The organism is Acidithiobacillus sp. AC3, from assembly GCF_050261095.1.
Lineage (GTDB): Bacteria > Pseudomonadota > Gammaproteobacteria > Acidithiobacillales > Acidithiobacillaceae > Igneacidithiobacillus > Igneacidithiobacillus copahuensis.
Map to the genome: position 1 here is coordinate 123860 of NZ_CP189838.1, position 21521 is coordinate 145380.

Annotated in this window: 24 protein-coding genes and 1 tRNA gene; 13 read left to right on the top strand and 12 right to left on the bottom strand. The window is 61.9% G+C overall.

Annotated features, from left to right (window positions below):
• On the bottom strand, positions 1-897 hold the full coding sequence (locus ACQAYK_RS00570; RefSeq protein ID WP_215871367.1) for an NAD(P)-dependent oxidoreductase: 897 nt from the start codon (positions 895-897) through the stop codon (positions 1-3).
• A gap of 150 nt (positions 898-1047) precedes the next feature.
• Between ACQAYK_RS00570 and dapF the strand changes: the two genes are divergently transcribed.
• From dapF to hslU, 6 genes are read left to right on the top strand one after another with little or no spacing between them, the layout of a single operon-like run.
• Positions 1048-1917: a diaminopimelate epimerase gene (gene dapF, locus ACQAYK_RS00575; RefSeq protein ID WP_215871405.1), complete on the top strand. Its 870-nt coding sequence runs from the start codon at positions 1048-1050 to the stop codon at positions 1915-1917.
• Complete coding sequence (locus ACQAYK_RS00580; RefSeq protein WP_215871366.1) at positions 1914-2090, top strand: hypothetical protein; 177 nt, start codon at positions 1914-1916, stop codon at positions 2088-2090. Before dapF ends, ACQAYK_RS00580 begins: the two co-directional genes overlap by 4 nt.
• Positions 2091-2093: 3 nt before the next feature.
• Positions 2094-2759 carry a DUF484 family protein gene (locus tag ACQAYK_RS00585; RefSeq protein WP_215871365.1) on the top strand — a complete coding sequence of 222 codons (666 nt, stop codon included), beginning with the start codon at positions 2094-2096 and terminating at the stop codon, positions 2757-2759.
• Positions 2752-3657 (top strand): tyrosine recombinase XerC, encoded by a 906-nt coding sequence (locus tag ACQAYK_RS00590; RefSeq protein WP_215871364.1) that lies wholly within the window; start codon positions 2752-2754, stop codon positions 3655-3657. The genes ACQAYK_RS00585 and ACQAYK_RS00590 overlap by 8 nt, the downstream gene beginning before the upstream one ends.
• Entirely contained in the window at positions 3650-4192 is a 543-nt protein-coding gene (gene hslV, locus ACQAYK_RS00595; RefSeq protein ID WP_215871363.1) for an ATP-dependent protease subunit HslV, read from the top strand. The genes ACQAYK_RS00590 and hslV overlap by 8 nt, the downstream gene beginning before the upstream one ends.
• Positions 4189-5517 carry an ATP-dependent protease ATPase subunit HslU gene (gene hslU / locus ACQAYK_RS00600; RefSeq protein ID WP_303652386.1) on the top strand — a complete coding sequence of 443 codons (1329 nt, stop codon included), beginning with the start codon at positions 4189-4191 and terminating at the stop codon, positions 5515-5517. The genes hslV and hslU overlap by 4 nt, the downstream gene beginning before the upstream one ends.
• Here hslU and ACQAYK_RS00605 read toward each other — a convergent pair.
• From ACQAYK_RS00605 to ftsY, 6 genes are all read right to left on the bottom strand, one after another.
• Positions 5514-6602, bottom strand: coding sequence for a mechanosensitive ion channel family protein (locus ACQAYK_RS00605; protein ID WP_226826832.1), 1089 nt, complete (start codon positions 6600-6602; stop codon positions 5514-5516). The genes hslU and ACQAYK_RS00605 overlap by 4 nt on opposite strands.
• A 47-nt stretch (positions 6603-6649) precedes the next feature.
• Entirely contained in the window at positions 6650-6988 is a 339-nt protein-coding gene (locus tag ACQAYK_RS00610; protein WP_215871362.1) for a DsrE family protein, read from the bottom strand.
• Positions 6985-7842, bottom strand: coding sequence for an RNA polymerase sigma factor RpoH (rpoH, locus tag ACQAYK_RS00615; RefSeq protein WP_215871361.1), 858 nt, complete (start codon positions 7840-7842; stop codon positions 6985-6987). The genes ACQAYK_RS00610 and rpoH overlap by 4 nt, the downstream gene beginning before the upstream one ends.
• Positions 7843-7940: 98 nt before the next feature.
• Positions 7941-8846, bottom strand: a complete 906-nt coding sequence (gene ftsX, locus ACQAYK_RS00620) for a permease-like cell division protein FtsX (RefSeq protein WP_215871360.1) — start codon at positions 8844-8846, stop codon at positions 7941-7943.
• Positions 8843-9502: a cell division ATP-binding protein FtsE gene (ftsE, locus tag ACQAYK_RS00625; protein ID WP_215871359.1), complete on the bottom strand. Its 660-nt coding sequence runs from the start codon at positions 9500-9502 to the stop codon at positions 8843-8845. Before ftsE ends, ftsX begins: the two co-directional genes overlap by 4 nt.
• Positions 9499-10737, bottom strand: a complete 1239-nt coding sequence (gene ftsY / locus ACQAYK_RS00630) for a signal recognition particle-docking protein FtsY (RefSeq protein WP_483167724.1) — start codon at positions 10735-10737, stop codon at positions 9499-9501. The genes ftsE and ftsY overlap by 4 nt, the downstream gene beginning before the upstream one ends.
• An 81-nt stretch (positions 10738-10818) precedes the next feature.
• Between ftsY and rsmD the strand changes: the two genes are divergently transcribed.
• The 3 genes from rsmD to ACQAYK_RS00645 are packed head-to-tail and all read left to right on the top strand — an operon-like array spanning position 10819 to position 12183.
• Positions 10819-11388: a 16S rRNA (guanine(966)-N(2))-methyltransferase RsmD gene (gene rsmD, locus ACQAYK_RS00635; protein ID WP_483167725.1), complete on the top strand. Its 570-nt coding sequence runs from the start codon at positions 10819-10821 to the stop codon at positions 11386-11388.
• Complete coding sequence (coaD, locus tag ACQAYK_RS00640; RefSeq protein ID WP_215871357.1) at positions 11385-11888, top strand: pantetheine-phosphate adenylyltransferase; 504 nt, start codon at positions 11385-11387, stop codon at positions 11886-11888. Before rsmD ends, coaD begins: the two co-directional genes overlap by 4 nt.
• Positions 11889-11931: 43 nt before the next feature.
• Complete coding sequence (locus tag ACQAYK_RS00645) at positions 11932-12183, top strand: YfhL family 4Fe-4S dicluster ferredoxin (protein WP_215871356.1); 252 nt, start codon at positions 11932-11934, stop codon at positions 12181-12183.
• A 26-nt stretch (positions 12184-12209) separates the two neighbouring features.
• Here the strand turns inward: ACQAYK_RS00645 and ACQAYK_RS00650 are convergent, their stop codons facing one another.
• Genes ACQAYK_RS00650 through hemA form a run of 5 tightly spaced genes read right to left on the bottom strand, consistent with a single transcriptional unit; the run spans position 12210 to position 18182 of the window.
• On the bottom strand, positions 12210-14168 hold the full coding sequence (locus tag ACQAYK_RS00650; protein WP_483167726.1) for a dynamin family protein: 1959 nt from the start codon (positions 14166-14168) through the stop codon (positions 12210-12212).
• A gap of 20 nt (positions 14169-14188) precedes the next feature.
• The gene (mutM, locus tag ACQAYK_RS00655; RefSeq protein ID WP_215871354.1) at positions 14189-15001 is read right to left on the bottom strand and encodes a bifunctional DNA-formamidopyrimidine glycosylase/DNA-(apurinic or apyrimidinic site) lyase; all 813 of its coding nucleotides are present in this window, start codon (positions 14999-15001) and stop codon (positions 14189-14191) included.
• Positions 14994-15854: a peptide chain release factor N(5)-glutamine methyltransferase gene (gene prmC, locus ACQAYK_RS00660; protein WP_226826834.1), complete on the bottom strand. Its 861-nt coding sequence runs from the start codon at positions 15852-15854 to the stop codon at positions 14994-14996. Before prmC ends, mutM begins: the two co-directional genes overlap by 8 nt.
• Positions 15844-16941, bottom strand: coding sequence for a peptide chain release factor 1 (gene prfA / locus ACQAYK_RS00665; RefSeq protein WP_215871353.1), 1098 nt, complete (start codon positions 16939-16941; stop codon positions 15844-15846). Before prfA ends, prmC begins: the two co-directional genes overlap by 11 nt.
• Positions 16938-18182 (bottom strand): glutamyl-tRNA reductase, encoded by a 1245-nt coding sequence (gene hemA, locus ACQAYK_RS00670; RefSeq protein WP_264317838.1) that lies wholly within the window; start codon positions 18180-18182, stop codon positions 16938-16940. Before hemA ends, prfA begins: the two co-directional genes overlap by 4 nt.
• Here hemA and ACQAYK_RS00675 point away from each other — a divergent pair.
• From ACQAYK_RS00675 to ACQAYK_RS00690, 4 genes are all read left to right on the top strand, one after another.
• Positions 18174-19970, top strand: a complete 1797-nt coding sequence (locus ACQAYK_RS00675) for a tetratricopeptide repeat protein (protein ID WP_226859006.1) — start codon at positions 18174-18176, stop codon at positions 19968-19970. The two genes, hemA and ACQAYK_RS00675, sit on opposite strands and share 9 nt — an antisense overlap.
• Positions 19967-20581 carry a lipoprotein insertase outer membrane protein LolB gene (lolB, locus tag ACQAYK_RS00680; protein ID WP_215871352.1) on the top strand — a complete coding sequence of 205 codons (615 nt, stop codon included), beginning with the start codon at positions 19967-19969 and terminating at the stop codon, positions 20579-20581. Before ACQAYK_RS00675 ends, lolB begins: the two co-directional genes overlap by 4 nt.
• Positions 20578-21444, top strand: coding sequence for a 4-(cytidine 5'-diphospho)-2-C-methyl-D-erythritol kinase (gene ispE, locus ACQAYK_RS00685; protein ID WP_226826826.1), 867 nt, complete (start codon positions 20578-20580; stop codon positions 21442-21444). The genes lolB and ispE overlap by 4 nt, the downstream gene beginning before the upstream one ends.
• Positions 21435-21509, top strand: a tRNA-Gln gene (locus ACQAYK_RS00690). The genes ispE and ACQAYK_RS00690 overlap by 10 nt, the downstream gene beginning before the upstream one ends.
• Positions 21510-21521: the final 12 nt, after the last annotated feature.

The following is a 21521-nucleotide window of genomic DNA, read 5'->3' on the forward strand; positions in this document are numbered from 1 at the left end:
TCAGTTATCCCTATCCGTAGATTGTAGACCAGCGCTGCGCGCCGCTTCGACGCCCAGCGCCGCCCAATCGACATCACTCTCGCCGCGGGCGGCAAGGGCCAGAAAGCGCTCGCGCAGGGAACCAAAGAAAGGCATGGGCACGGCCAGCTTCTCTGCGGCTTCGCCTACCAGGCGAAGGTCCTTTTGCCCCAGCGGCGCGGCAAAGCCGGCGGGGCGTATGGCGCGATCAGCTATGAGCTTGCCGTAATTGCGATGTACCGGGGCGGTGAAGAGGGATCGGGTGAGGAAATCGAGATAGGCATGGCGGTCGACGCCGCCTTTCTCGACCAAGGCCATGGCTTCGCCCATGGATTCGATGGTGGAAGCAATCAGGAAATTGCCACTGAGCTTGACCAGATTGGCGAGTTCTGGCCGCGGCGAAACCCACCAGAGGTCCTGCCCCACCCGCAGGAAAACTGGCCGCAATCTTTCTACGATTTCTTCCGCGCCACCGGCTACCAGAAACAGTTTGCCAGCCGCAGCGGCATCCGGGCGCCCGAACACCGGCAGGGAAACGAAGTGCTGCCCAGCTGCCGCGTGACGCTCGGCAAGTTCGCCTGCCAGAGCCACGCTGATGGTGCTGCACGACACATGAACCGCGCCTTCTGGCAGGCTTTCCAGCAGGGCCTCTGGCGCCAGCACGACATCACGCAGCGCCTGATCGTCCGCCAGCATGGTAAAGACCAGCTCACGATCCGCCATTGCCCCGGGCCGAGCGACGGCCCTGGCACCCTTGGCCACCAGCGGCTTCGACGCCGCGGGGTTACGATTGTAGACGATCAGATCCGTCTGCGAATCCAGAAGGCGTTGCGCCATCCCGCTACCCATCCGCCCGAGTCCTAAAAAGCCGATTTTCATACCACCTCCTAAACATTCATACCAGTTGGTTTAAAGCTAGGCCCTGAGCAGCCTGCGGTCAAGAAATCCATGGCCGCCCGCAAGCACCTGCGCCTAGCAGACACTATGCAGTCTGCCACAACCTGTTACACTCCCTATATGAGCAAAATCATGGAACAGCACTCCGCCCTTTCCCAACCCTGGACCTTTACCAAGATGCATGGCTTGGGTAACGACTTTGTCGTGCTCGATGGTGTGCGGCAGTCCTTTTCCTTGCGGCCGGAAGATTGCCGACGGATTGCCGATCGTCACTTTGGCATTGGTTGTGATCAGATTTTGCTAGTGGAACCGGCCACCGACCCCGATTGCGATTTTCGCTATCGCATCTTCAACGCTGATGGCAGTGAGGTGAATCAGTGTGGTAACGGTGCGCGCTGCTTTGCCGTGTTCGTGCGGCGCAGTGGCCTGAGCGACAAGAATCCCCTCCGCGTGGAGACCCGTGCTGGGCAGATGTCGCTCCACATCCGGCCGGATGGTCTGGTAGAGGTAAATATGGGAGTGCCGATTCTCGACCCTGCGGCCATCCCTTTTCGCGCTGAAGCTCCTGCCAGGGAGTATGCGTTGCCTTTCCGCGGCCAGGCGTTGCCGATTGCAGCGGTGAGCATGGGCAATCCGCACCTGCTGCTGACGGTGGAGCAATGCGACAGCGCCCCGGTTGCCGACTGGGGCGCGGAGCTGGAGCAGCACCCCGCCTTTCCCGAGCGCTGCAATGTCGGCTTTCTCGAAATTCAGGACCCTGCACACCTGCGTCTGCGCACCTGGGAGCGCGGGGCGGGGGAGACCCTCGCCTGTGGCAGTAACGCCTGTGCGGCGGTGGTGGCGGGCCAGCTCTGGGAGCGGCTAGCCGATACGGTGCAAGTCACCCTTCCCGGGGGTACACTGGAAATTCGCTGGGCGGGTCCCGGTACGCCACTGTATATGGTAGGGCCCGCGGAAGTGGTTTTTGATGGTACCTGGATCCCCGAAGGAGAAAAGACATGAGTCAGCAGCTTCTGGATGCCATTGCCCGCAACCTGCAGGCGCCTGCCGGGCAGATTGCCTTTCTGCACAAGCTGGAAGAGAACGAGCTGGAACTGCTCGCGCAACTCATCGCCCAGCTCGAGATCCATGCACGGTCCGAGCAGTATACCGACACCCATTGGGAGGACGACTGAGGGATGCAGGACGAGGCTGCCGCACAGTGCCGCGCCTATCTGCAGGCGCACCCCGAATTTTTGCTGCAGGCGCCGGATCTGCTGCAAGAACTGACCCTGCCCCATCTGGGCGTGGGCTCTGCCAGCTCTCTGCTCGAACGCCAGGTGCAGCGCCTGCGCGACGAACGCGATCAGTTGCAGCACTATGTCGATACGCTGCTCCGTCAGGCGCAGCGGCAAACGGAGTTGGGACGGCATCTCGGCCGCCTCGCCGTCGAGCTGTTACTGGCGCAGAGTCCGGACGCTTGCGTGACGGCCTTGCGCCGGAGTCTGGAAGAAGATTTCGCCGTGGAGTCCTTTGTGATGCTGACGGGGCCGCAATCCTGTCTGCCCGATACCATCACCTTGGAGGAAAGTGACTGGCAACGCCTGGCCGATGATCGAGAAGCCCAAGCCGGCGTGCAACTGGAGGAAGGCGAACTGCGCCGCTATTTTCCGGCAGCGGCATCCCTGCCGGCGTCGCTGGCCAGTATCCGCGTCCGCGGCGCCGACTGTAGCGCGCTGATTTTGTTGGCCAGTGCAGACCCCGAACGCTATGGCGCCGACATGGCAACCGACCTGCTCGAGCAAATCTCCCGGCTGTTCTCCGCGGCCCTGCAACGCTGCGCTGGCAGCGATCGTGATGCCTAGCGAAATCGACTTGCAGATTGAGGCGTTTTTACAGAGCGCCACGACGCGCCTGGCCGCCCGCTCCGTTGTCGCCTACCGCGAGGATTTGCAGTTGTGGCAGGCGTTTTTCACGGCGGAAAAGATTTCTTCCCTCACCGATATCCAGGCCCCCCAGCTTCGTCATTTCCTGCTCCGTGAACGCCAGCGAGGAGTGTCGGTGCGCAGTCTGCGACGCCGCTTTGCTGCCCTGCGCGCCTGGTTCCGCTGGCTGCGCCAGCAGGATCCACAAATTACCGACCCGAGTCGTGGCCTGCCTATGCCCAAGGGCGAACAACATTTTCCCGACTGGCTGGGGATCGATGTGGCGCAGAAGCTCCTCGACACCCAGCCAGACGCCGGCGATGACTGGCTGCAACTGCGTGATCAAGCCATCCTCGAACTGCTCTATTCGAGTGCCTTGCGGGTCTCGGAGCTGGTGCAGCTGCAGCGCCACGATCTTCATCTGGAGGCGGGCCGGCTGCGCGTTCTCGGCAAAGGCCAAAAGCAGCGCATCGTGCCCGTGGGCCGCATGGCGCGGGAGGCCCTGCAACGCTATCTGGCGCGGCGACCAGAAAGCACAGAGACAGCCCTTTTTCTCAATCGCCTTGGTCGTCCTCTGGGCGTGCGGGGCGTGCAGTACCTGGTCGACAAGGCCGGACGAGAGCGTCTAGGGCAGCGTTTGCATCCCCACAGTCTGCGCCACAGTGCCGCCAGCCATCTGCTGCAGTCCTCCGGCGATCTGCGTGCCGTCCAGGAATTTCTCGGCCATGCACAGATTGATACCACCGCGATTTATACCCATCTGGATTATCAGCATCTGGCCCAGGTCTACGATCAGGCGCACCCGCACGCCAAGCACAAGGAGCAGTCGCATGAGTGAAGCAACAACCCTGCACGGCACCACCATCCTCTCGGTACGCCGCGGGGAGAATGTGGTGATGGCCGGGGATGGTCAGGTCACTTTTGGCAATACCGTCATGAAGGGCAATGCGCGCAAGGTGCGACGCATCGAGCCGGGGGTACTGACCGGCTTTGCCGGCGCCACCGCTGACGCGTTTACGCTCTTGGAGCGTTTCGAGGCCAAGCTCAAGGCGCATCCGGGACAGCTCGCCAAGGCTGCGGTGGAGCTTGCCAAGGAGTGGCGTACTGACCGGGTATTGCGCCGTTTGGAGGCGATGCTGGCGGTGGCGGATCGCAGTCAGAGCCTGATCATTACCGGGCAAGGCGACGTCCTGGAACCGGAGCATGGCATCATTGCCATTGGCTCGGGCGGGCCCTACGCCCTCGCCGCCGCCCGCGCCCTTCTGGAAAACAGCGATCTGCCCGCCCGCGCGGTTGCCGAACAGGCCTTGGCGATTGCCGGGGACATCTGCATCTACACCAATCAACAACGTACCGTGGAAGAATTGTCATGAAAATGAGTGAAATGACCCCGCGCGAGATCGTGCAGGAGCTCGACAAATACATCATCGGCCAGGCGGAGGCGAAGCGCGCCGTTGCCGTTGCCCTGCGCAATCGCTGGCGTCGTGCCCAGGTGGATGGTCCGCTGCGGAAGGAAATCACCCCCAAGAACATCCTCATGATTGGCCCCACCGGGGTGGGCAAGACGGAGATCGCGCGGCGACTGGCGCAGCTTGCGAGTGCCCCTTTTCTGAAGGTGGAGGCCACCAAGTTCACCGAGGTGGGCTATGTGGGCAAGGATGTCGAATCGATCATTCGCGACCTGGCGGAGATTTCCGTGAACCTGCTGCGCAGCGAGCGTCAGGCCGCCAATGGCCAGCGCGCCGAGGAGCTGGCGGAGGATCGCCTGCTCGATATCCTCGTTCCTGGACCGCGCGACAGTAGTGTCCCGCGGCAGGACGAAGGCACGCGGCAGAAGTTCCGCAAGATGCTGCGCGAAGGACGTCTGGACCAGCAGGAGATCGAGATCGAACTGGCGGCGCCCAAGGCCAGTGTCGAGATCATGACCCCGCCCGGCATGGAGGAAATGAGTGCCCAGCTACGCGATCTCTTCAGCAACATGGCGCCGCAAAAGACGGCCAAGCGCAAGATGCCCATTGCCGAGGCGCGCAAACTGCTCTGTGAGGAGGAGGCGGCCAAGCTGGTCAATGAGGACGAAGTGCGCAGCCTGGCCCTGGAGCGGGTACAGGAGGATGGCATCGTCTTCATCGACGAAATCGACAAGGTCACCTCGCGGGGCAGTGGGCAAAGCGCAGCAGAGGTCTCCCGCGAGGGAGTGCAACGCGATCTCCTGCCGCTGATCGAAGGAGCGAGCGTCAGCACCCGTTATGGCGTGGTCAAGACCGACCATATCCTGTTCATTGCCTCGGGAGCCTTTCATCTCAGCAAGCCCGCCGACTTGATCCCGGAGCTGCAGGGGCGTCTGCCCATTCGTGTCGAACTGCAGGCGCTGCAGGCAGACGATCTGGAGCGCATTCTGCGCGAGCCGGAAAACGCCTTGATCCGCCAGTATAGCGCCTTGCTGGCGGCGGACGGCGTCACCTTGCAGTTCGTGGACTCCGGCATCCGCCGCATTGCCGAGATTGCCCAGCAGGTGAATGAGCGGGTCGAAAACATCGGTGCCCGCCGCCTGCATACGGTAATGGAACGCCTGCTGGAAGAGATTGCCTTTCAGGCGCCGGATCACGACGGCCAGCCGCTGCGCATTGACGCCGACTATGTCGATGGCCGCCTGAATGACCTGGCTGCCGACGAGGACCTGTCCCGCTACATCCTCTAGGCCTTGTTCCCCGCCTCGGCGTCGGTCAGTCGTAGAGGTTCGAGCTGGCTGTTGAGAATCCGTATGTCCTGCTGCTGACGGGCCACCGGGATACCTTCCGCCAGCAAGGATTCCATGACGCCGGCGCGTAGATCCGTCTGCACATTGAACATCAGGTTGCAGTCGCGCAGATACACCCGCAGATAGACCACGATCCCGTTCGTATTCACGTCGAGAATCAGGGCCGAGGGCGGGATGATGCTCGGGTCATCCTGCATGACGTCCGGGTGCCTTTGCGCAACTGCTACCAGGAGTTCTTTGACCCGATCGAGATTGGCATTATGTTCCACCGTAAAGGGTAACATCAGGCGTACCACGCTATTGGAATGCATCCAGTTGGTGACCTGCCCGGAGATGATCTCGGAATTGGGCACAAAGACTTCGGTGCGGTCAAAGGTGAGGATGAGGGTGTAGCGGATGCTGATGCGCTGGACATACCCCTCGGCGCTGCCAACCTTGATCCAGTCTCCTACCTTGATCGGTCGTTCGAAGATCAAAATAATGCCCGAAACAAAATTGTTGACCATGGTCTGCAGGCCAAAGCCAATACCGACCGATAAGGCGCTGGCAATCAGGGTTAGCTTTTCCAGCGGCACCCCGGCAAGCCCAATGCCAATTAACAGGCTCAGGGTGATGGAGACATATTTGCTCAGGATAACCAGGGAGTAGCGCGCTCCACTATCCAGAGAAAACATGCCGAGAAAACTGTCGAGTCGTCGGGTACTGAATTCCACCAGACGCAGTAATAGCGCCAGAATGATGATGGCAACGACGATATGTGCGGGGACGATTCTGACGCCACTGACGGTAAAACCATCCAGAAAATAGTGTCCGATATAGCGCAGACCTTCTTTGGGCATGCCCCAGTTCAGGGCCAGGGCAACGACTCCAGCGCAGAGGATGCTGAGCTGCGCAATCACTCGCAGCAGGTAGAAAGGCAGGGAACCCTTGTGGGGATAATGGCGAAAATAGCTGCGCTGTAGCCACCACAGTAGTCCCGCAGCGACGAAAATGATGGCACTCGTCCACAGATGCTGAATCAGCAAGGAAACCCTCCCGTAGATCGTAGAGAAAATGGGGAAGGGAGCAGAAACTAGGGCTTGATGTAGGCGAAACCCTGCACCTGCGCCTCGCCAAGGGCGAGGACGCCGGCAGGTGCCACTTGGCTCCCTTCTGGGCGGCCTGCGGCATCGAGCTCGTAGGCCGTCAGACTATTCTGACAAAAGAAAAATTCTACCCCTTGGGCGCTCAAGGCAGCGAGTTCCCTCCGCCAGAGCCCTTCTGCCCACAGGGGAATGGGCGCAGGGCCATTCGCGACGACCCGCAATCGTGCCCCGGCATCAGAGCGCAGCGCATTACGCAGATTACCGAGGAGCAATGGCCATTTGCCCGGCTCATCGATATGAAAGACCAGTGCAGCGGCAGGTTTCAAGCCGCGGCGTTCCCGAGCAGCTGTTGGCGCAGCTTGTTCATGCTGCTCTTTTCGAGTTGCCGCACGCGCTCCGCCGAAACTCCAAGTTCGTCGCCCAAGGATTGCAGGGTCTTGGGTTCCTCGCTCAGCCAGCGATTCTCGATGATGTAGCGATCGCGAGGCGGCAACGCGGCCAAGGCGCTGCGCAGCCCACGCTCGCGTGCGCGGTCCCAATCGCTTTCGATGATCTGCTCGACCGAAGACACGCCCTGATCCGCCAACTCGAAGGTACGAGCGTGCCCTTCCTCGTCCTCGCTGCTGTGGTCGAGGGAGTAGTCATACCCCGCCATGCGACCTTCCATCTCCAGCACTTCGCGCTGGCTTACCCCGAGTTCCTCGGCAATGGCCTCGCTCTCACTCAGGTTCATCCAGCCGGTATCGCTACGACTGGAACGCAGATTGAAGAAGAGCTTGCGCTGCGCCTTGGTAGTGGCCACCTTGACGATCCGCCAGTTGCGCAGGATGAATTCGTGCATCTCGGCCTTGATCCAGTGTACTGCGAAGGACACCAAGCGCACCCCGTGGTCGGGATCAAAACGTTTGACCGCTTTCATCAAGCCGATGTTGCCTTCCTGGATCAGGTCGGCCTCTTGCAGGCCATAGCCACGATAGGCGCGGGCGACGCGCACGACAAAACGCAGGTGGCTCAGCACGAGGGCCTTGGCTGCCTCCATATCGTCCTGATCGCGTAAGCGCTGCGCGTAGTCGTGCTCTTCCTCGGCGCTCAGCAGCGGCTGCGCATTGACAAAGCGCAGGTATGCCGCCATGCCGTCTACACTCGCCAAATCTCTGTTCGCGACCGCCAGTTCATTCATTGCCTGTCTCCTGTTTCCGCTCTGAGTATAGACCCGTGCTAGGGACAAAGGTTTACTCCGAACAACATCTTTCTACATGGGGACGTGCATCCGGGATTTCAAGAGACGGTGTTGTCGAGATGCCGGCCCACCGCCACCAAGGAACCCAGCCAGCCCAATGCGGCACTGATGAGCACCAGGAGAAATCCCTCGCCGACGGTCAGAGCATGCAGCGGGAAGCTCGTGCCATACAGATTTGCGAGGTGATCGACCGGACCCTGCAACACTGCAAAGGCGATGGCCACGATCAACCAAGCCAGAAATCCGGCGAGGATGCCCTGGATCAGGCCCTGATACAGGAAGGGACGGCGAATGAAACTCTTGGTTGCCCCGACCAGGGAACTGATCTCGATCTCGTCGCGACGCTGCTCGATATGCAGGCGGATGGTGTTGCCCATCACCAGCACCGCGCCCAGGGCCAGCAGGATGGCGAGGATGTAGACCGCCCGTGTACCGAGGGCGACGATGGCCTGCAGGCGGGCCACCCATTTCAGATCCGACTGGGCGCTGCGCACGATCGGCTCGTGGCTCCACTGCTGGACCTGGGCCTCCAGACTGCTAGAGCTTTGCGCCAGCGGGTTCAGTTCGACGATCAGAGAGGCCGGCAAGGGGTTCTCGCCCAGTGTCTGAATGGCTGCGGTCATGCCCGCATAGTGCTGAAAATCCGCCAGGGCGTGATTCTTGTCGACAAAGCGCACGGCCACGACGCCAGGGCTCTGCTGGAGCTGGCGACGAAGTTGGGCGACGGCCTGGGGACTGGCATCGTCGTGCAGATAGAGCGAAATCTGCGCCTGGTTGTGCCAGCTGGCGAGGAGCTGCTGCAGGTTGCTCAGGGCGGTAAACAAGCCGACGGGCAGGGCGAATACGACTGCGAGGGCGATGATGGTGAGTGCCGTGGCGATGGGTTGGCGCAGCAGCGTATCCCGCGCATTGCCAAGGGCCTGCAGGCGTATGTGAAGGCTCATGCTTTCTCCTGCAACTGTCCGTGGGCCAGGTGCAGGGTGCGTACGCCCATGCGGTCCACCTGACCCTGATCGTGGGTTGCCACTAGTACCGTGGTGCCGTGCCGATAAAAATCGCGGAACATGTCCAGGATTTCGCTGCTGAGTTCGGGATCGAGATTGCCGGTCGGTTCATCAGCCAGCAGGATCTCCGGGGTGTGGACGATGGCTCGGGCAATGCCTACCCGCTGCTGTTCACCGCCCGAGAGGGTCTCCGGAAACTCCCGCCAGTGGTCTCCCAGCCCCACCTTGTCGAGGGCAGCACGCACGCGATGGTCGAGTTGCCGCGCTGACATGCCCGCCACCTGCAAGGTCAGTGCGACATTGGCGTAGACGGTGCGATCCATGAGCAGCTTGTGATCCTGAAAGACGACCCCGACGCGCCGTCGGTACGCCGGGATGTGGCGGCGACGCAGGGTGGCCAAGTCTACCCCGGCAACACGCAGGGTGCCGTGACTGACTGCCTCCAGTCGAGTGAGTAGCTTGAGAAGAGTACTCTTACCCGCGCCGGATGGACCCGTAAGCAAGGCCATTTCGCCCTTGCCCAACTGCAGATTGAGCTCGCGCAGGACGTGACGACGTCCTGGATAGTGCTTGGTGACATTGATGAACTCGATCATGCAGACTCCCGCGCAAACAAGGCATCGACAAAGGCCTCGGCATCGAAGGGGCGGAGGTCTTCCACCCCCTCGCCGACGCCGATGAAACGGATGGGAATGGGCAGCGCCTGGGCGATGGCCGCCACCACGCCGCCCTTGGCGGTGCCATCCAGCTTGGTGATGCAAATGCCGGTGAGGCCTACCGCCGCGTGAAACTGTTGGGCCTGCTGCAAGGCATTCTGGCCGGTACCGGCATCCAGCACCAGCCAGATCTGCTGCGGGGCGCAGGGATCCTGCTTGCCCAGGACGCGCTTCACCTTTTTCAGTTCTTCCATCAGATGGCCCTGGGTATGCAGGCGCCCGGCCGTATCGGCAATGAGGAGGTCGGCACCGCGCGAGCGGGCTGCGGCAAAGGCATCAAAGATCACCGAGGCGCTATCGGCGCCACTGCCTTGGGCGATCACCGGTACTTGCACCCGCGTCCCCCATCCCTGCAACTGTTCCACCGCCGCGGCGCGGAAGGTGTCTCCAGCCGCCAGCAGAACCCCAAAGCCCTCCCGTTTCCAGCGCGCAGCCAACTTGCCGATGGTGGTGGTCTTGCCGGCACCGTTGATGCCCACCATCATCAGCACCTGGGTTTGTCCTGGTTTTGGGGACCAAGGCTCGCAACGGGGCTGCAAGAGATCGAGGAGAGACTGACGGATGGCTTGCTGCAGCGCCGCCGGGTCGCTCAGCTCCTTGCGACGGACCTTTTCGGTGACGGCTTGCATGATGCTGCGGGTGGCAGGCACGCCGACATCAGACTGCAGGAGGATGGTCTCCAGATCCTCCAGAAGCTCGTCATCGATTTCCTTTTTGCCGAGTACGAGGCGTGCAACACCCTCGCTGAGTTGTTCGCGGGAGCGGCTGAGCCCCGATTTCAGACGGGCAAATAGGCTTTTCTTGGATGCCTCTGCAGGCGGTTGCGTGTCGCTGTCCCCTACCGTCGGCGAAGCCGCGGGAGCAGGCCTTTCGATCTCATCGCCTGCGGTGGTGGCAGAAGCTGGCTCGGTTTTGTTCAGCGCAGTCCCGGGCTCTGCAGGGGGCTTTTCCGGCGTCGGCTGGCTTTCTTCTGGTGGCTCGGCGGCAGGAACCGGGTTGGACGGAGTGTCGGGTGCGGAAGGTAGCGGCTCTTGGCTTGGCTCCGCAGGCTCGGGAACCGATGGCGTTTCCTCTGCGGGGGTGCTTTTGTTACGCTTGAACCAAGAAAAAACCATGATCTGTGGGCCAACCTCATTGTCGCTGTCGGCCCGCATTATCTCGCGAAGGACGAACTCGAACAATCTCTTGGAGACGCGATGTCGGTTGCCATCATTGCCGGGAAGTTGCGCGGCAAGAAATTACAGACGGCCAGCGGTGCCAGTATCCGGCCCACACCCGGCGTGGTGCGCGAGCGGCTGTTCAACTGGCTGGCGACGGAAAGCGCGGGTGCCCGGGTGCTCGACCTCTTTGCCGGGACCGGTGCTTTGGGTCTGGAGGCCTGGTCACGGGGTGCAGAACGAGTGGACTTTGTCGAGAGTGCGGCCGCGCACCGGCGTATTCTGGAGAAAAACCTTGCCAGTTGTGGTCCCGACGCAAAGCTCCGCCTGCTCGGCCACGATGCGCTCAGCGTGCTGCCCCGCCTGGCGCGGCAGTACGATCTGGTACTTGCCGATCCGCCCTTTGCGGCGGGCTGGCCGGAGCGCCTGCGGCCGCTCCTGCTGGGCGAAAACAGTCCGGTACATGCGGGAGGATGGCTATATCTGGAGGCCAATGCTGCGGAGCTCTGGCGGGAAAGCGAGCTCCCCGCCGGCTGGGAGTGGTATCGCAGCGGTCGTTGCGGCGACAGCCACTATGTGCTGCTGCACTTGCAGGAGGGGGAAGCATGAGTCAGAACGAGAGTCCGCGCCGCATCGTTTATCCTGGCACCTTCGATCCGATCACTCTCGGCCATGAGGACTTGGTGCGTCGCGCTACCGGCCTTTTTGATGAGGTAGTTGTTGCCGTCGCCGCCGAGACCCCCAAACGGACCATTTTTCCTCTGGACGAGCGGGTAGCCTTGGCCGAGGCCTGCCTGGCGGAAATCCCGGGGGTGCGGGTGCGACCATTTCAGGGGCTCCTCCTGCATTTGCTGCAGGCTGAGGGGGTACGGGTCATTCTCCGTGGACTGCGCGCGGTTTCCGATTTTGAGCATGAGTTTCAGCTAGCATCGATTCAGCGACGCATGGATCTGCGCGTGGAGACCTTATTTCTCATGACTTCGGACGCCCACACCTTCCTGTCGTCGAGTCTGGTACGCGAAATCAGCCGCCTGGGCGGCGACGTGAGCGCCTTTGTGCAGCCCGTCGTTGCCGATGCTTTGCGTCGGCGCTTTGCCCCGCAAGGCTAGGAGAGCGTAGAATCAGTCCAGTTTCTTCTTGGGGTACTTTTCCATGTCGTTGCACATTCTTGACAACTGCATCAATTGTGACGTTTGCGAGCCCGAATGTCCCAACGGTGCCATTCACATGGGGCAGCAGATCTACGTCATCGAGGCGGGGCTTTGTACCCAGTGTGTGGGGCACTACGATACCCCGCAGTGCCAGGAGGTTTGTCCGGTAGACTGTATCGAGCTCGATCCTGCCAACCCGGAATCTGCGGAGGCCTTGCAGGAAAAATTCCTGCTCCTGACCGGCCAGATCTGATCTTTGCGGCAGCGACGCTGCCCGAATCAGAGGGCCTTCGCGTCCAGGCTGTTCTGTACCAAATTGCTGACTCTTTCCAGTTCCTGAACTTGCTGCTGCGTGCTGCTGCGCTGTGTCTGCAGGTGTTCCACCCGACCGTCGATGCTATCCATGGCCAGTGAGATGCGTTCCAATGCCTCGAGTTCTTCGGCCGCTTTGCGATGGTAGCTCTCCAGATACTGATTCATGACGGCCATGACCTCGTCTACCCAGTTCTGCGCGTCGCGGCGCGTGTCGACGATATAGTCACGCACCTTGCCGGCCACCGTGAGAAACGCCTTGCGGACGACGGAGCTTTGCGTGTTCACCGCGATTTCCAGCATCATGCCGAAACGTTCGTAACTCTCTGCCATGGCCAATAGCTCGGCGCGACGGGGAAGAATGGCATAGGGGATGGTGGCCAAGGCCGGTAAGGAATAGCGTTGCTGCAACGCGGCGTACTCCTTGGTGATTTCCCCATTGACCCTTTCTGCACCAGCCAGCGCCAAGTCGAACTGCCGGGCGGCCTCGGCGAAAAAGTTGCGAAAGCGATCGACGATGCCGGCCGTGGTCCAGGCGGAGAGCATCTCGCCCTTGGCATTGCTGATGATCAAGTCAAAGGTGGCGGTAGAGAGCGGAGCGAGCAAATGTTCCTGGACCGATTCCTGAAAAGCCAGCTTCCGTCCCTCGAAGGCGCTTCGATCGTGCTCGAAATGCGCTAGACGCTGTTGATGCTGGCGGACCAGTTTCGGTACCTTTTCGCCGGTACGGTCCTTGAGTTCTTGCAGGTTCTGGGTTTGCATGGCCAGGTGCCGATCCTGCTCGGCCAGCAGTGCTTTTTGCTCGGTCAGAATGCGCTTTGTCAGAGTCCTGCTCTTCTGTTCCAGGGCTGCGCGGTGGCCCGGGATGATCAGTTCGGCGATGGCCTTTTCCAGCTCCAGAATGCCGCTGCGCTGCAATAATTCCTCATTGCCGCGGATGCGAGCCAGAAGCGCCTTCTGGCCGCTGATCGGGATCACCTGCGCACGGGTAATTCCCAAACGCTCCGCTGTGCGCTGCGCCTGGGCCTCGATTTCTTCCTCGATTTCGAAGGGGTCACGCAGCTCATCCCAGAGGGTGTCGACCTTGTTCAAGAGGACGAGTTGGTGTTGATTCCGATTGCGTTTGAGGTATTGCTCCCAAATGGTCAGATCGCTTTGCGTGACCCCGGTGTCGATCCCGAGAATGAAGAGCAGGGCGTCGGCATCGGCAAGCATGCTGAAGGTAAGTTCGGGTTCCGCGCCGATGGCGTTCAAACCGGGCGTATCGAGCACGGTCAGGCCGGCGTCGAGGATCGGATGGGGCAGAAAGAGCATGGAGTGCCGCCAGCGCGGAATCAGGACCTTGCCCAGGCCGCAGGAGGGACAGACGCTACTTTCCTGACCTTTGGCCACGCGATTGAGGGGTGGACAGAGTCCCAGGCGCCTGGCTTCTTCGATTGCGACACAGATGGTCTCGGTCAAGACCTTCAAACGCTGGCCTTGGTTGCCGCCTTCCTCACAACTGAGACGTACCCACGCGCTGCCCGCCCGTTTGAGCTTTTCGATGCTGACATCCATGCTGCGGCTGGCGATGGGCAAGAGCTGCAGTCCCGCGCGGCCTTGTGGAGCACCGCGAATTTCTACTGGGCACATGGTCGTCTGGCCGGTGCTGGAAGGTAGGAAACGCTGGCCGAGATCGGCAAACAACAGGGCGTTGATCAGTTCAGTCTTGCCACGGGAAAACTCACCCACCACCGCCAGGCGTAGACTGTCTTGTTCGACCTCGAAGGCGAGGTTCTCAAGCTGCAGAATATTCCCTCCGGGAAGTAACCCGAGATCGCCGGTGAGCTCGGCGAGTTGATGCAGCGATTGTGCTACCTCCTCCCGCCACAGCCGAAAGGATCGCAAGCCTTGCAGAATCGGCGAATCATTCAATGAATTCGGCATATCGCTCCCGTTCGCTGCCTCTAGCGCTGGCACTGTCCACAGTAAAATGACGAGCGGCCCCCGATGCGCGCGGCGCGCAGAGCTTTGCCGCAGCGAATACAGGGTTCCTTCTCGCGTCCGTACACGGCCAGAGATAGTCGAAAATAGCCCTTTCTGCCATCGGGGCGGGTAAAGTCGCGCAGGGTAGTGCCGCCGGCGATGATGGCCTCCTGCAGGATCTCCACGATTGCCTGATGCAAGCGGCGAAAGCGGGGCAGAGCGATGCGCCCGGCCGCCCGGCGGGGATCGATGCCGGCACGGAACAACGACTCGTTGGCGTAGATGTTGCCTACGCCGACCACGACGTGGGCATCCATGAGGAAGCTCTTGATGGGCTGCTGATGCCGGCGACTGCGAGCGAAGAGGTAATCTGCATCAAATTCGCTGCCCAAGGGTTCCGGTCCGAGGCCCTGTAACAGGGGATCGCTGGTCCAGTCCTCGCCCCAGAGGAGCAGACCGAAGCGTCGCGGGTCATGAAAACGCAGGCAGTTGCCGTCCTCCAGAAGCAGATCGACATGGTCATGTCGCTGCACGAGGGTATCTTGTGGCACGACGCGCAAATGACCGGACATGCCCAGGTGCAGCAGGAGCTGGCCCCGATCGAGATCGGCCAGCAGGTACTTCCCGCGACGGTGCAGGCGGGCGATCCTTTGTCCCTGTAAGCGGGCGGCGAGATCGTCATTGACGGGGCGCCGCAGACGTGTTTCACGCACAGCGACCGCTGCGATGCGCCGACCCACGAGATGCGGCTCGATGCCGCGCCGCGTGACCTCCACCTCGGGCAGTTCAGGCATAGAGAGTGCTCCAGACGGCGCTGCTCACCCGCTCGCGGCCGGCCAAATCCCGATGTGTCTCCACCCCCTCCCAGCCATGCGCGCGCAAGAGTTGGCGTAGCGCCGGCCCTTGCTCGTGGCCGTGTTCGAAAGCGATCCGGGTCTGCGGCTCCAGGTGGGCGGGGAGTCCGGCGAGAATGGCTTGGTAGGACTCCAGTCCGGTCTCTCCGGCCACCAGGGCGCTGATGGGCTCTGCGTCGAGCTCGGCCAGATGGGGGTCATCAGTCGCCAGATAGGGCGGGTTGCTCAACACGAGTGAAAAGCGCTGTCCTGCCGGTAACGCCTGACACCAATCTCCGGCACACCAATGCACCGATAGCCCCAGGACGGCCCCATTGTGGCGGGCGACGGCCAGGGCGTCCTCGCACCGGTCCACGGCCCAGTAGTCCAGATCCGGTCGCGCCTGCGCCAGGGCGAGGATAATGGCGCCGCTACCGGTACCGAGATCGAGCACCGACCCCTTCTCGGGTAGATGCGCCAGGGCCCAACGCACCAGGGTTTCGGTATCCGGGCGGGGAATGAGGACGTGTGGATCGACGCGCAGGTCGAGGTCCATGAACGACCAGTGGCCAAGGCAATAGGGTAGAGGCTCGCCACTCATGCGGCGGGCAAGCAGCGCCAGCAAGTGGCTACGGCGCGTTTCTCCTAGAGGCGCCTGGGGATGGCTCCAGAGTTCGGTGCCGCTGTCCAGGATCTCCTCCAGAAGCCAGCGGGCCTCTTGCTCCGGCGCATCGCAATGCGCTGCAAGTTGGATGCCGAGCCAGGCAAGCCAGTGCCGCAGAGAATCTTCGGCGGCGGGTACCTCAGGCATCATCACCCAGATTTTGCAGAAGATCGGCCTGATGTTCGCGCAGGAGCGCCTCGTAGAGCGGATCCAGATCCCCGGCGATGATCGCCTCCAGGCGATACAGGGTGAGATTGATGCGATGGTCCGTTACGCGGCCCTGGGGAAAATTGTAGGTGCGGATGCGTTCCGAGCGGTCGCCCGAGCCGACCAGGGAGCGCCGCGTCGCTGCGGTGGCGCTTTGCTGCTTTTCCTGCGCCATTTCCATTAGACGGGCCTGCAACAGGGCCATGGCCTTGGCGCGATTTTTGTGTTGCGAACGGTCTTCCTGGCAGGCGACCACGAGCCCCGTGGGCAGATGGGTGATGCGCACTGCCGAATCGGTCTTGTTGACATGTTGGCCGCCGGCACCACTGGCTCGAAAGGTGTCGATGCGCAGATCACTGCTCTGGATCTCTATTCCTTCAATCTCGTCCACCTCCGGCAGGACGGCCACGGTGCAGGCCGAGGTATGAATGCGCCCCTGCGCCTCGGTATCCGGCACCCGCTGTACACGGTGCCCACCGGATTCGAACTTGAAGCGGGAATAGGCGCCCCGCCCGGAGATTTCCAGTACCACCTCGCGGTAGCCGCCGCGCTCGGACTCCGAGGCGGAAAGGATGATGACGCCGAAACCCTTGGTTTGGGCATAGCGGGTATACATACGCGCTAAATCACCGGCAAACAGCGCTGCCTCCTCGCCACCGGTGCCGGCACGGATCTCCAGAAAGACATTGCGCTCGTCCTGCGGATCCTTGGGGAGCAGACGCAGACGCAACTCCGCCTCGAGTTCGGTAAGTTCGCTCTCCGCCGCGGCCAGCTCTTCACTCGCCAGGTCGCGCAGTTCGATATCGCTTTCTTCGCGCAGGATGCGCAGGGCATCTTCGCGTTCTGCCTGCCGGCGTTCTTGCTGCGCGAGCAGGTCCCGCAGGGGCTGAATTTCGCCTAGCTCGCGGGACAAGGCTTGATATTGCTGCGGATCCTGTAAGATCTCCGGGCTCGCCAGACGATGTTCGAGTTCTTCGGCACGCAGGCTCAACTGCTCGAGCTGGCCCGCCAAACGGGGGCTGAGACTCATCCTTCTGCGTCGCTGAGATGAAAGAGAATGTCGAGAGAGGCGACCAGGGCCTCGCTGGTGGCGTCTTGGCAGGGCTGGCGCAGGGTGGAGATGGGGTCGTGCAGGACTTTGTTCATGAGCGCCCTGGAAAAGGCCTCTAATACCGTTTCGGGATCCTGCCCCTGCTGCAGATAATGCCGAAAACGCTGTAACTCTACCTGCCGCGCCTGCTCGACGTGCTCCCGCAAGCGGCGAATGGCGGGCACCACTTCCAGGCTGTCGCGCCATTGCTGAAATCCATCGGACTCCTGCGCAATGATCTGCTCCGCCTCTGCTGCCGCTTCACGCCGCGCCTGCATGCCGGCCTGGGCGATGTCGTTGAGGTCGTCGATGGTATACAGATAGCAGCCGTCCAGCTCGTCAATGGCCGGGTCGAGGTCACGTGGTACGGCCAGATCAAGAAAGAGCAGACTGCCACGCTCGCGCGGCAACCCGGGCTGAACGTCAGCGGAGCGCAGGATCGCCTGGGGGCTCGCGGTACAGCTCAGGACCAGATCGACTTTGGGAAGCAGGGACGCCGCATCTTCCAGGGGATACGCCTGACCATCCAGGCGTTTGGCAAGCAGGCGAGCGCGCTCGGGACTGCGGTTGGCGACGTGAAATCCATCCAGGTCATGCTCGCGCAGATGTGTGGCGACCAGTTCGATGGTCTCGCCCGCACCGATGAGCAGCACCCGCTTGCCCTGTAGGGAACCCAGCAACTGCCGCGCCAGGGTCACTGCCGCGTAGGCCACGCTCACCGGCGCTGCGCCAATGGCGGTTTCCGTGCGCACCTGTTTGGCGACACGAAAGGCCCAGTGCAGCAGACGGTTGAGGACGGGCCCGGTACTGTCGCTGTCGGCTGCGACCTGATAGGCATCTTTCACCTGACCCAAAATCTGCGGTTCGCCGATGATCATGGAATCGAGGCCACAAACCACGCGAAACAGGTGCTGTACCGCTGCCGCATCGTGGAAGCTGAAGCTGTTGCCGGTCAGGAGATCCGCATCGATACCGTGAAAGTCGGCCAGCCAATGCTGCAGATGACTTTCTCTGGGGCCCGACCCGCCGTAGGTGTAGATTTCGGTGCGGTTACAGGTGGAAATGATCAGGGCTTCCCTGGCCAGATTTTGGGCCAGTAGATCCCGGTGGGCCGCTGCCAGTTGCTCCGGCGCAAATGCGACTTTTTCGCGAACCTCGATGGGTGCGCTGTGATGACTCAAACCGTAGCAAAAAATGGCGGTACCATCCGTAACATTGGGGACCTGATAATACCCGCGCATTGTCCGCAAGGCGTGTCTGGATTGCAAGCCGCAGGGGCTGGCGCTATTGTCGGCGCATCGTGGTGGGCAGGGAATGGTATGGGCAGGAAGATGCAGTGGCGTTGGCTGGCCTTGATAGTACTTGGGGTGTCTCCCTGGGCCGGGGCGAGCCTCCAGTTGACGGGGGAGAGTCTGTACTACCTCCTCAGTGCAGAGTTTGCCACCCAACAACAGGATCCCGCAGTCGCCATCCCGGCCTGGCAGCACAGCGTTGACCAACTCCCCACGGCGCCAATCTTGGCGGCGGCAGCCAGGGCCGCAGCGCAGCTTGGAGATCTGCCCAAGGCGCTGCTTTGGGCCAAGAAGTGGCATGAACTGGCACCCGAGGACAGCGAGTCGGCGCGCTTTGAAGCCGGCCTGCTTCTTGCCGATGGTCAGGAGCCGGCGGCCCTGGAACTGCTGCAGGCGACGCTGGCGCGTTTTCCCGATGAGGAGCGGGTGAGTAGCCAACTGGCCGAATTGCTGGCACAGCATGGCCGTTTTGGCGATGCAGAACGACTGCTCCACACGGTCATGCAGAATCATCCCCATTCTGCTGCCGCGCAGCTCGCCTTGGGTCGCCTTGCCTTGCTGCAGAAGCAGCCGAAACGCGCAGCCGAGGCCTTCGCTGCGGCACTACGACTGCGCCCGGACTGGGAAGAAGCGGCGGTATTGCAGGCCGAAAGTCTCCGCCAACAGGGGAACTCCCTGGCGGCGTTGCAGATGCTGCAGGGCTTCTGTGCCGCACATCCGAGCGCCGTGCAGGCGCGTAGCTATCTGGCCTCGCTTTACCTCAGTCTCGGTGGACAAACACAAGCCTATCGGGTGTTGCAGCAGATCAGCTTGTTGCAACCGGATCAACCCAAGGTCTGGGATCAGTTACTACCCCTGGCCATTGCCGAAACGGACTGGCCGGGGGCCCAGCAGGCGTTGGAGCATTTCCGCGAGCTGGCTCCGCACTCGCCACTGGTTCCCTATTACCAGGGGCGTATCGCGGAAGGTCAAAACGAATGGTCGAAGGCGCGGGAGGCGTACGCCAAGCTGGCTGGTACGCCTCTGGCAGATGAGGCGCAGTTGCGCATCGCCCAGACCTATTATGCGCAGGGGCAAAAGAGCAAGACGCTGACGGAGTTGCAGAAACTGCAGACACGACACCCGAACGATGCGCAGATTCCTCTCCTGCGTGCGCAATTACTGCAGGAAGAAGGCAATTATGCCGCTGCCGCGCAGCTGCTCGATCAGGCCCTGGAGCGCCACCCCCGCGATGCCGCCCTGTGGTATGCCCGTGGCGCCATCGCCGAACTGCAAAAGGACTATGCCGGCATGGAAAAGGCCATGCGCATCGTCATCGAGCTGCGCCCAGATGATGCGCAAGCCTATAACTTCATCGGTTACAGCCTGCTCGAACGACGCCAGCAACTGGCGCAGGCCGGGGCGTATCTCGAAAAGGCCATCCAGCTGGCTCCCGAAGACGCCAACATCCAGGATAGCATAGGCTGGTATTACCATCTGCAGGGCGATCAAAAGAAGGCTCTGGACTACCTGCAAAAAGCCCATGCCCAACTGGGCGACGAGCCGGAAGTGCTCGATCATCTGGGTCGCGTCCTCTGGCAGCTGGGGCGTCAGCAGGAGGCGCGTGCCCTGTGGCAGCGTGGTCTCGAAAAGCATCCCGAGAGTAAGGAGTTACAGGAGGCCCTGTTGCACCCATGAAAGGTCTGATGCGGAAGAACTGGCGGGTCTTGGCCATTCCCGCGCTGCTGTTGCTCGGCGCCTGCGCCCAGCTACCCGCGCCGACGGGGCAGGCGCAGCTCGTCCTGCCGGCGCAGCAGCGGGCGCAGGTTCTCGCCTCGGTACCGCGCTGGACGGCCACCGGCCAGGCCTCCCTGCGCAGCTCGCGTGGGAGCCAGAGTTTTGGCTTTGTCTGGCGGCAGCAGGCAAACAGTGAGCAGCTCCGGATTCTGGGGCCCCTGGGCAACACGGTTGCCGAATTACGCGATGACGGTACGCAGGCCGAGTTGCTGGAAGCCAGTGGCAAGCGCCTGACGGCGAGTACCATGAGCGTCTTGCTCGAACGGGTACTGGGGGTGACCTTGCCCGTTGCGGAACTTCCCCAGTGGCTGCTCGGCATTCCGCCAGCCGGGCAGGTGGATGCCTACGATGCCGCCGGGCTGCCGCAGCGTGCGCGCTGGGGCCGCTGGCAATTGCAATATCTGCGCTTTGACGCTGTGGGTGGCCTGCAGATGCCGGCCCTTCTGCAGGCCTCCGGGCCAGATGACCTGCAGTTGCGTATCGCAGTCAGCAACTGGCAACTGGGGCAATGATGCACGAGCACTGGTATCCGGCGCCGGCCAAACTGAATCTGATGTTGCGGGTCATTGGTCAGCGCGACGATGGCTATCACCTTTTGCAAAGCGTCTTTCAGTTTCTGGATTTGCACGACGATCTGCGCTTTGCCTCGGCGCCGTCCGGCGTGTTTCGCTCCTTTGGCGGGCCGGTCGGCTTAGCGCCGGAAAAGGAACTGACCCTGCGCGCGGCGCGCCTCCTCGCCGAGCGCTGTGGCGTGTGCGAAGGCGTGGAGATCACCCTGCGCAAGCGCTTGCCCGAGGGCGGCGGCGTGGGCGGAGGTTCGTCTGATGCCGCCACTACCCTGCTGGTGCTCAACCATCTCTGGAACTGCGCCCTGTCGCGGGCGGAATTGATCTCTCTGGGTACTACCCTCGGTGCCGATGTCCCCATTTTCCTCTTTGGCCGCAGCGCCTGGGCGGAAGGCATCGGCGAGATCCTGCAGCCCATGCCGCCGATCCCGGAGCTCCCGTATCTGCTGGTACATCCCGGCGTATCCGTCGCCACCGCGGAAATTTTCCGCGCCCCCGAATTGACACGCCAACACCCGCCCAGCACAATATCGGCGTTTTTGGGGGGAGAGCAGGAGAATACCCTGGAGCCCCTGGTCCGGAGTCGCTATCCCGTCATTGCCGAGTGCATCGATTGGCTGCGTGCCCAGGGCCTGCGGAATGCAAGATTGACGGGCAGCGGTGCCTGCTGTTTTGCCGAAGTTCCGGAAGAGACGGCGAATGACGTCCTTCTCGACCGTCTGCCAGCGTCGTGGCGTGGGTGGTTGGTGAGAGGATGTAACCGCCACCCGCTTCTCGAACTTCTCCCGGAAATCCCTGCTGGGGCGTAGCCAAGCGGTAAGGCACCGGATTTTGATTCCGGCATTCCCAGGTTCGAATCCTGGCGCCCCAGCCATTTTATTTTTGC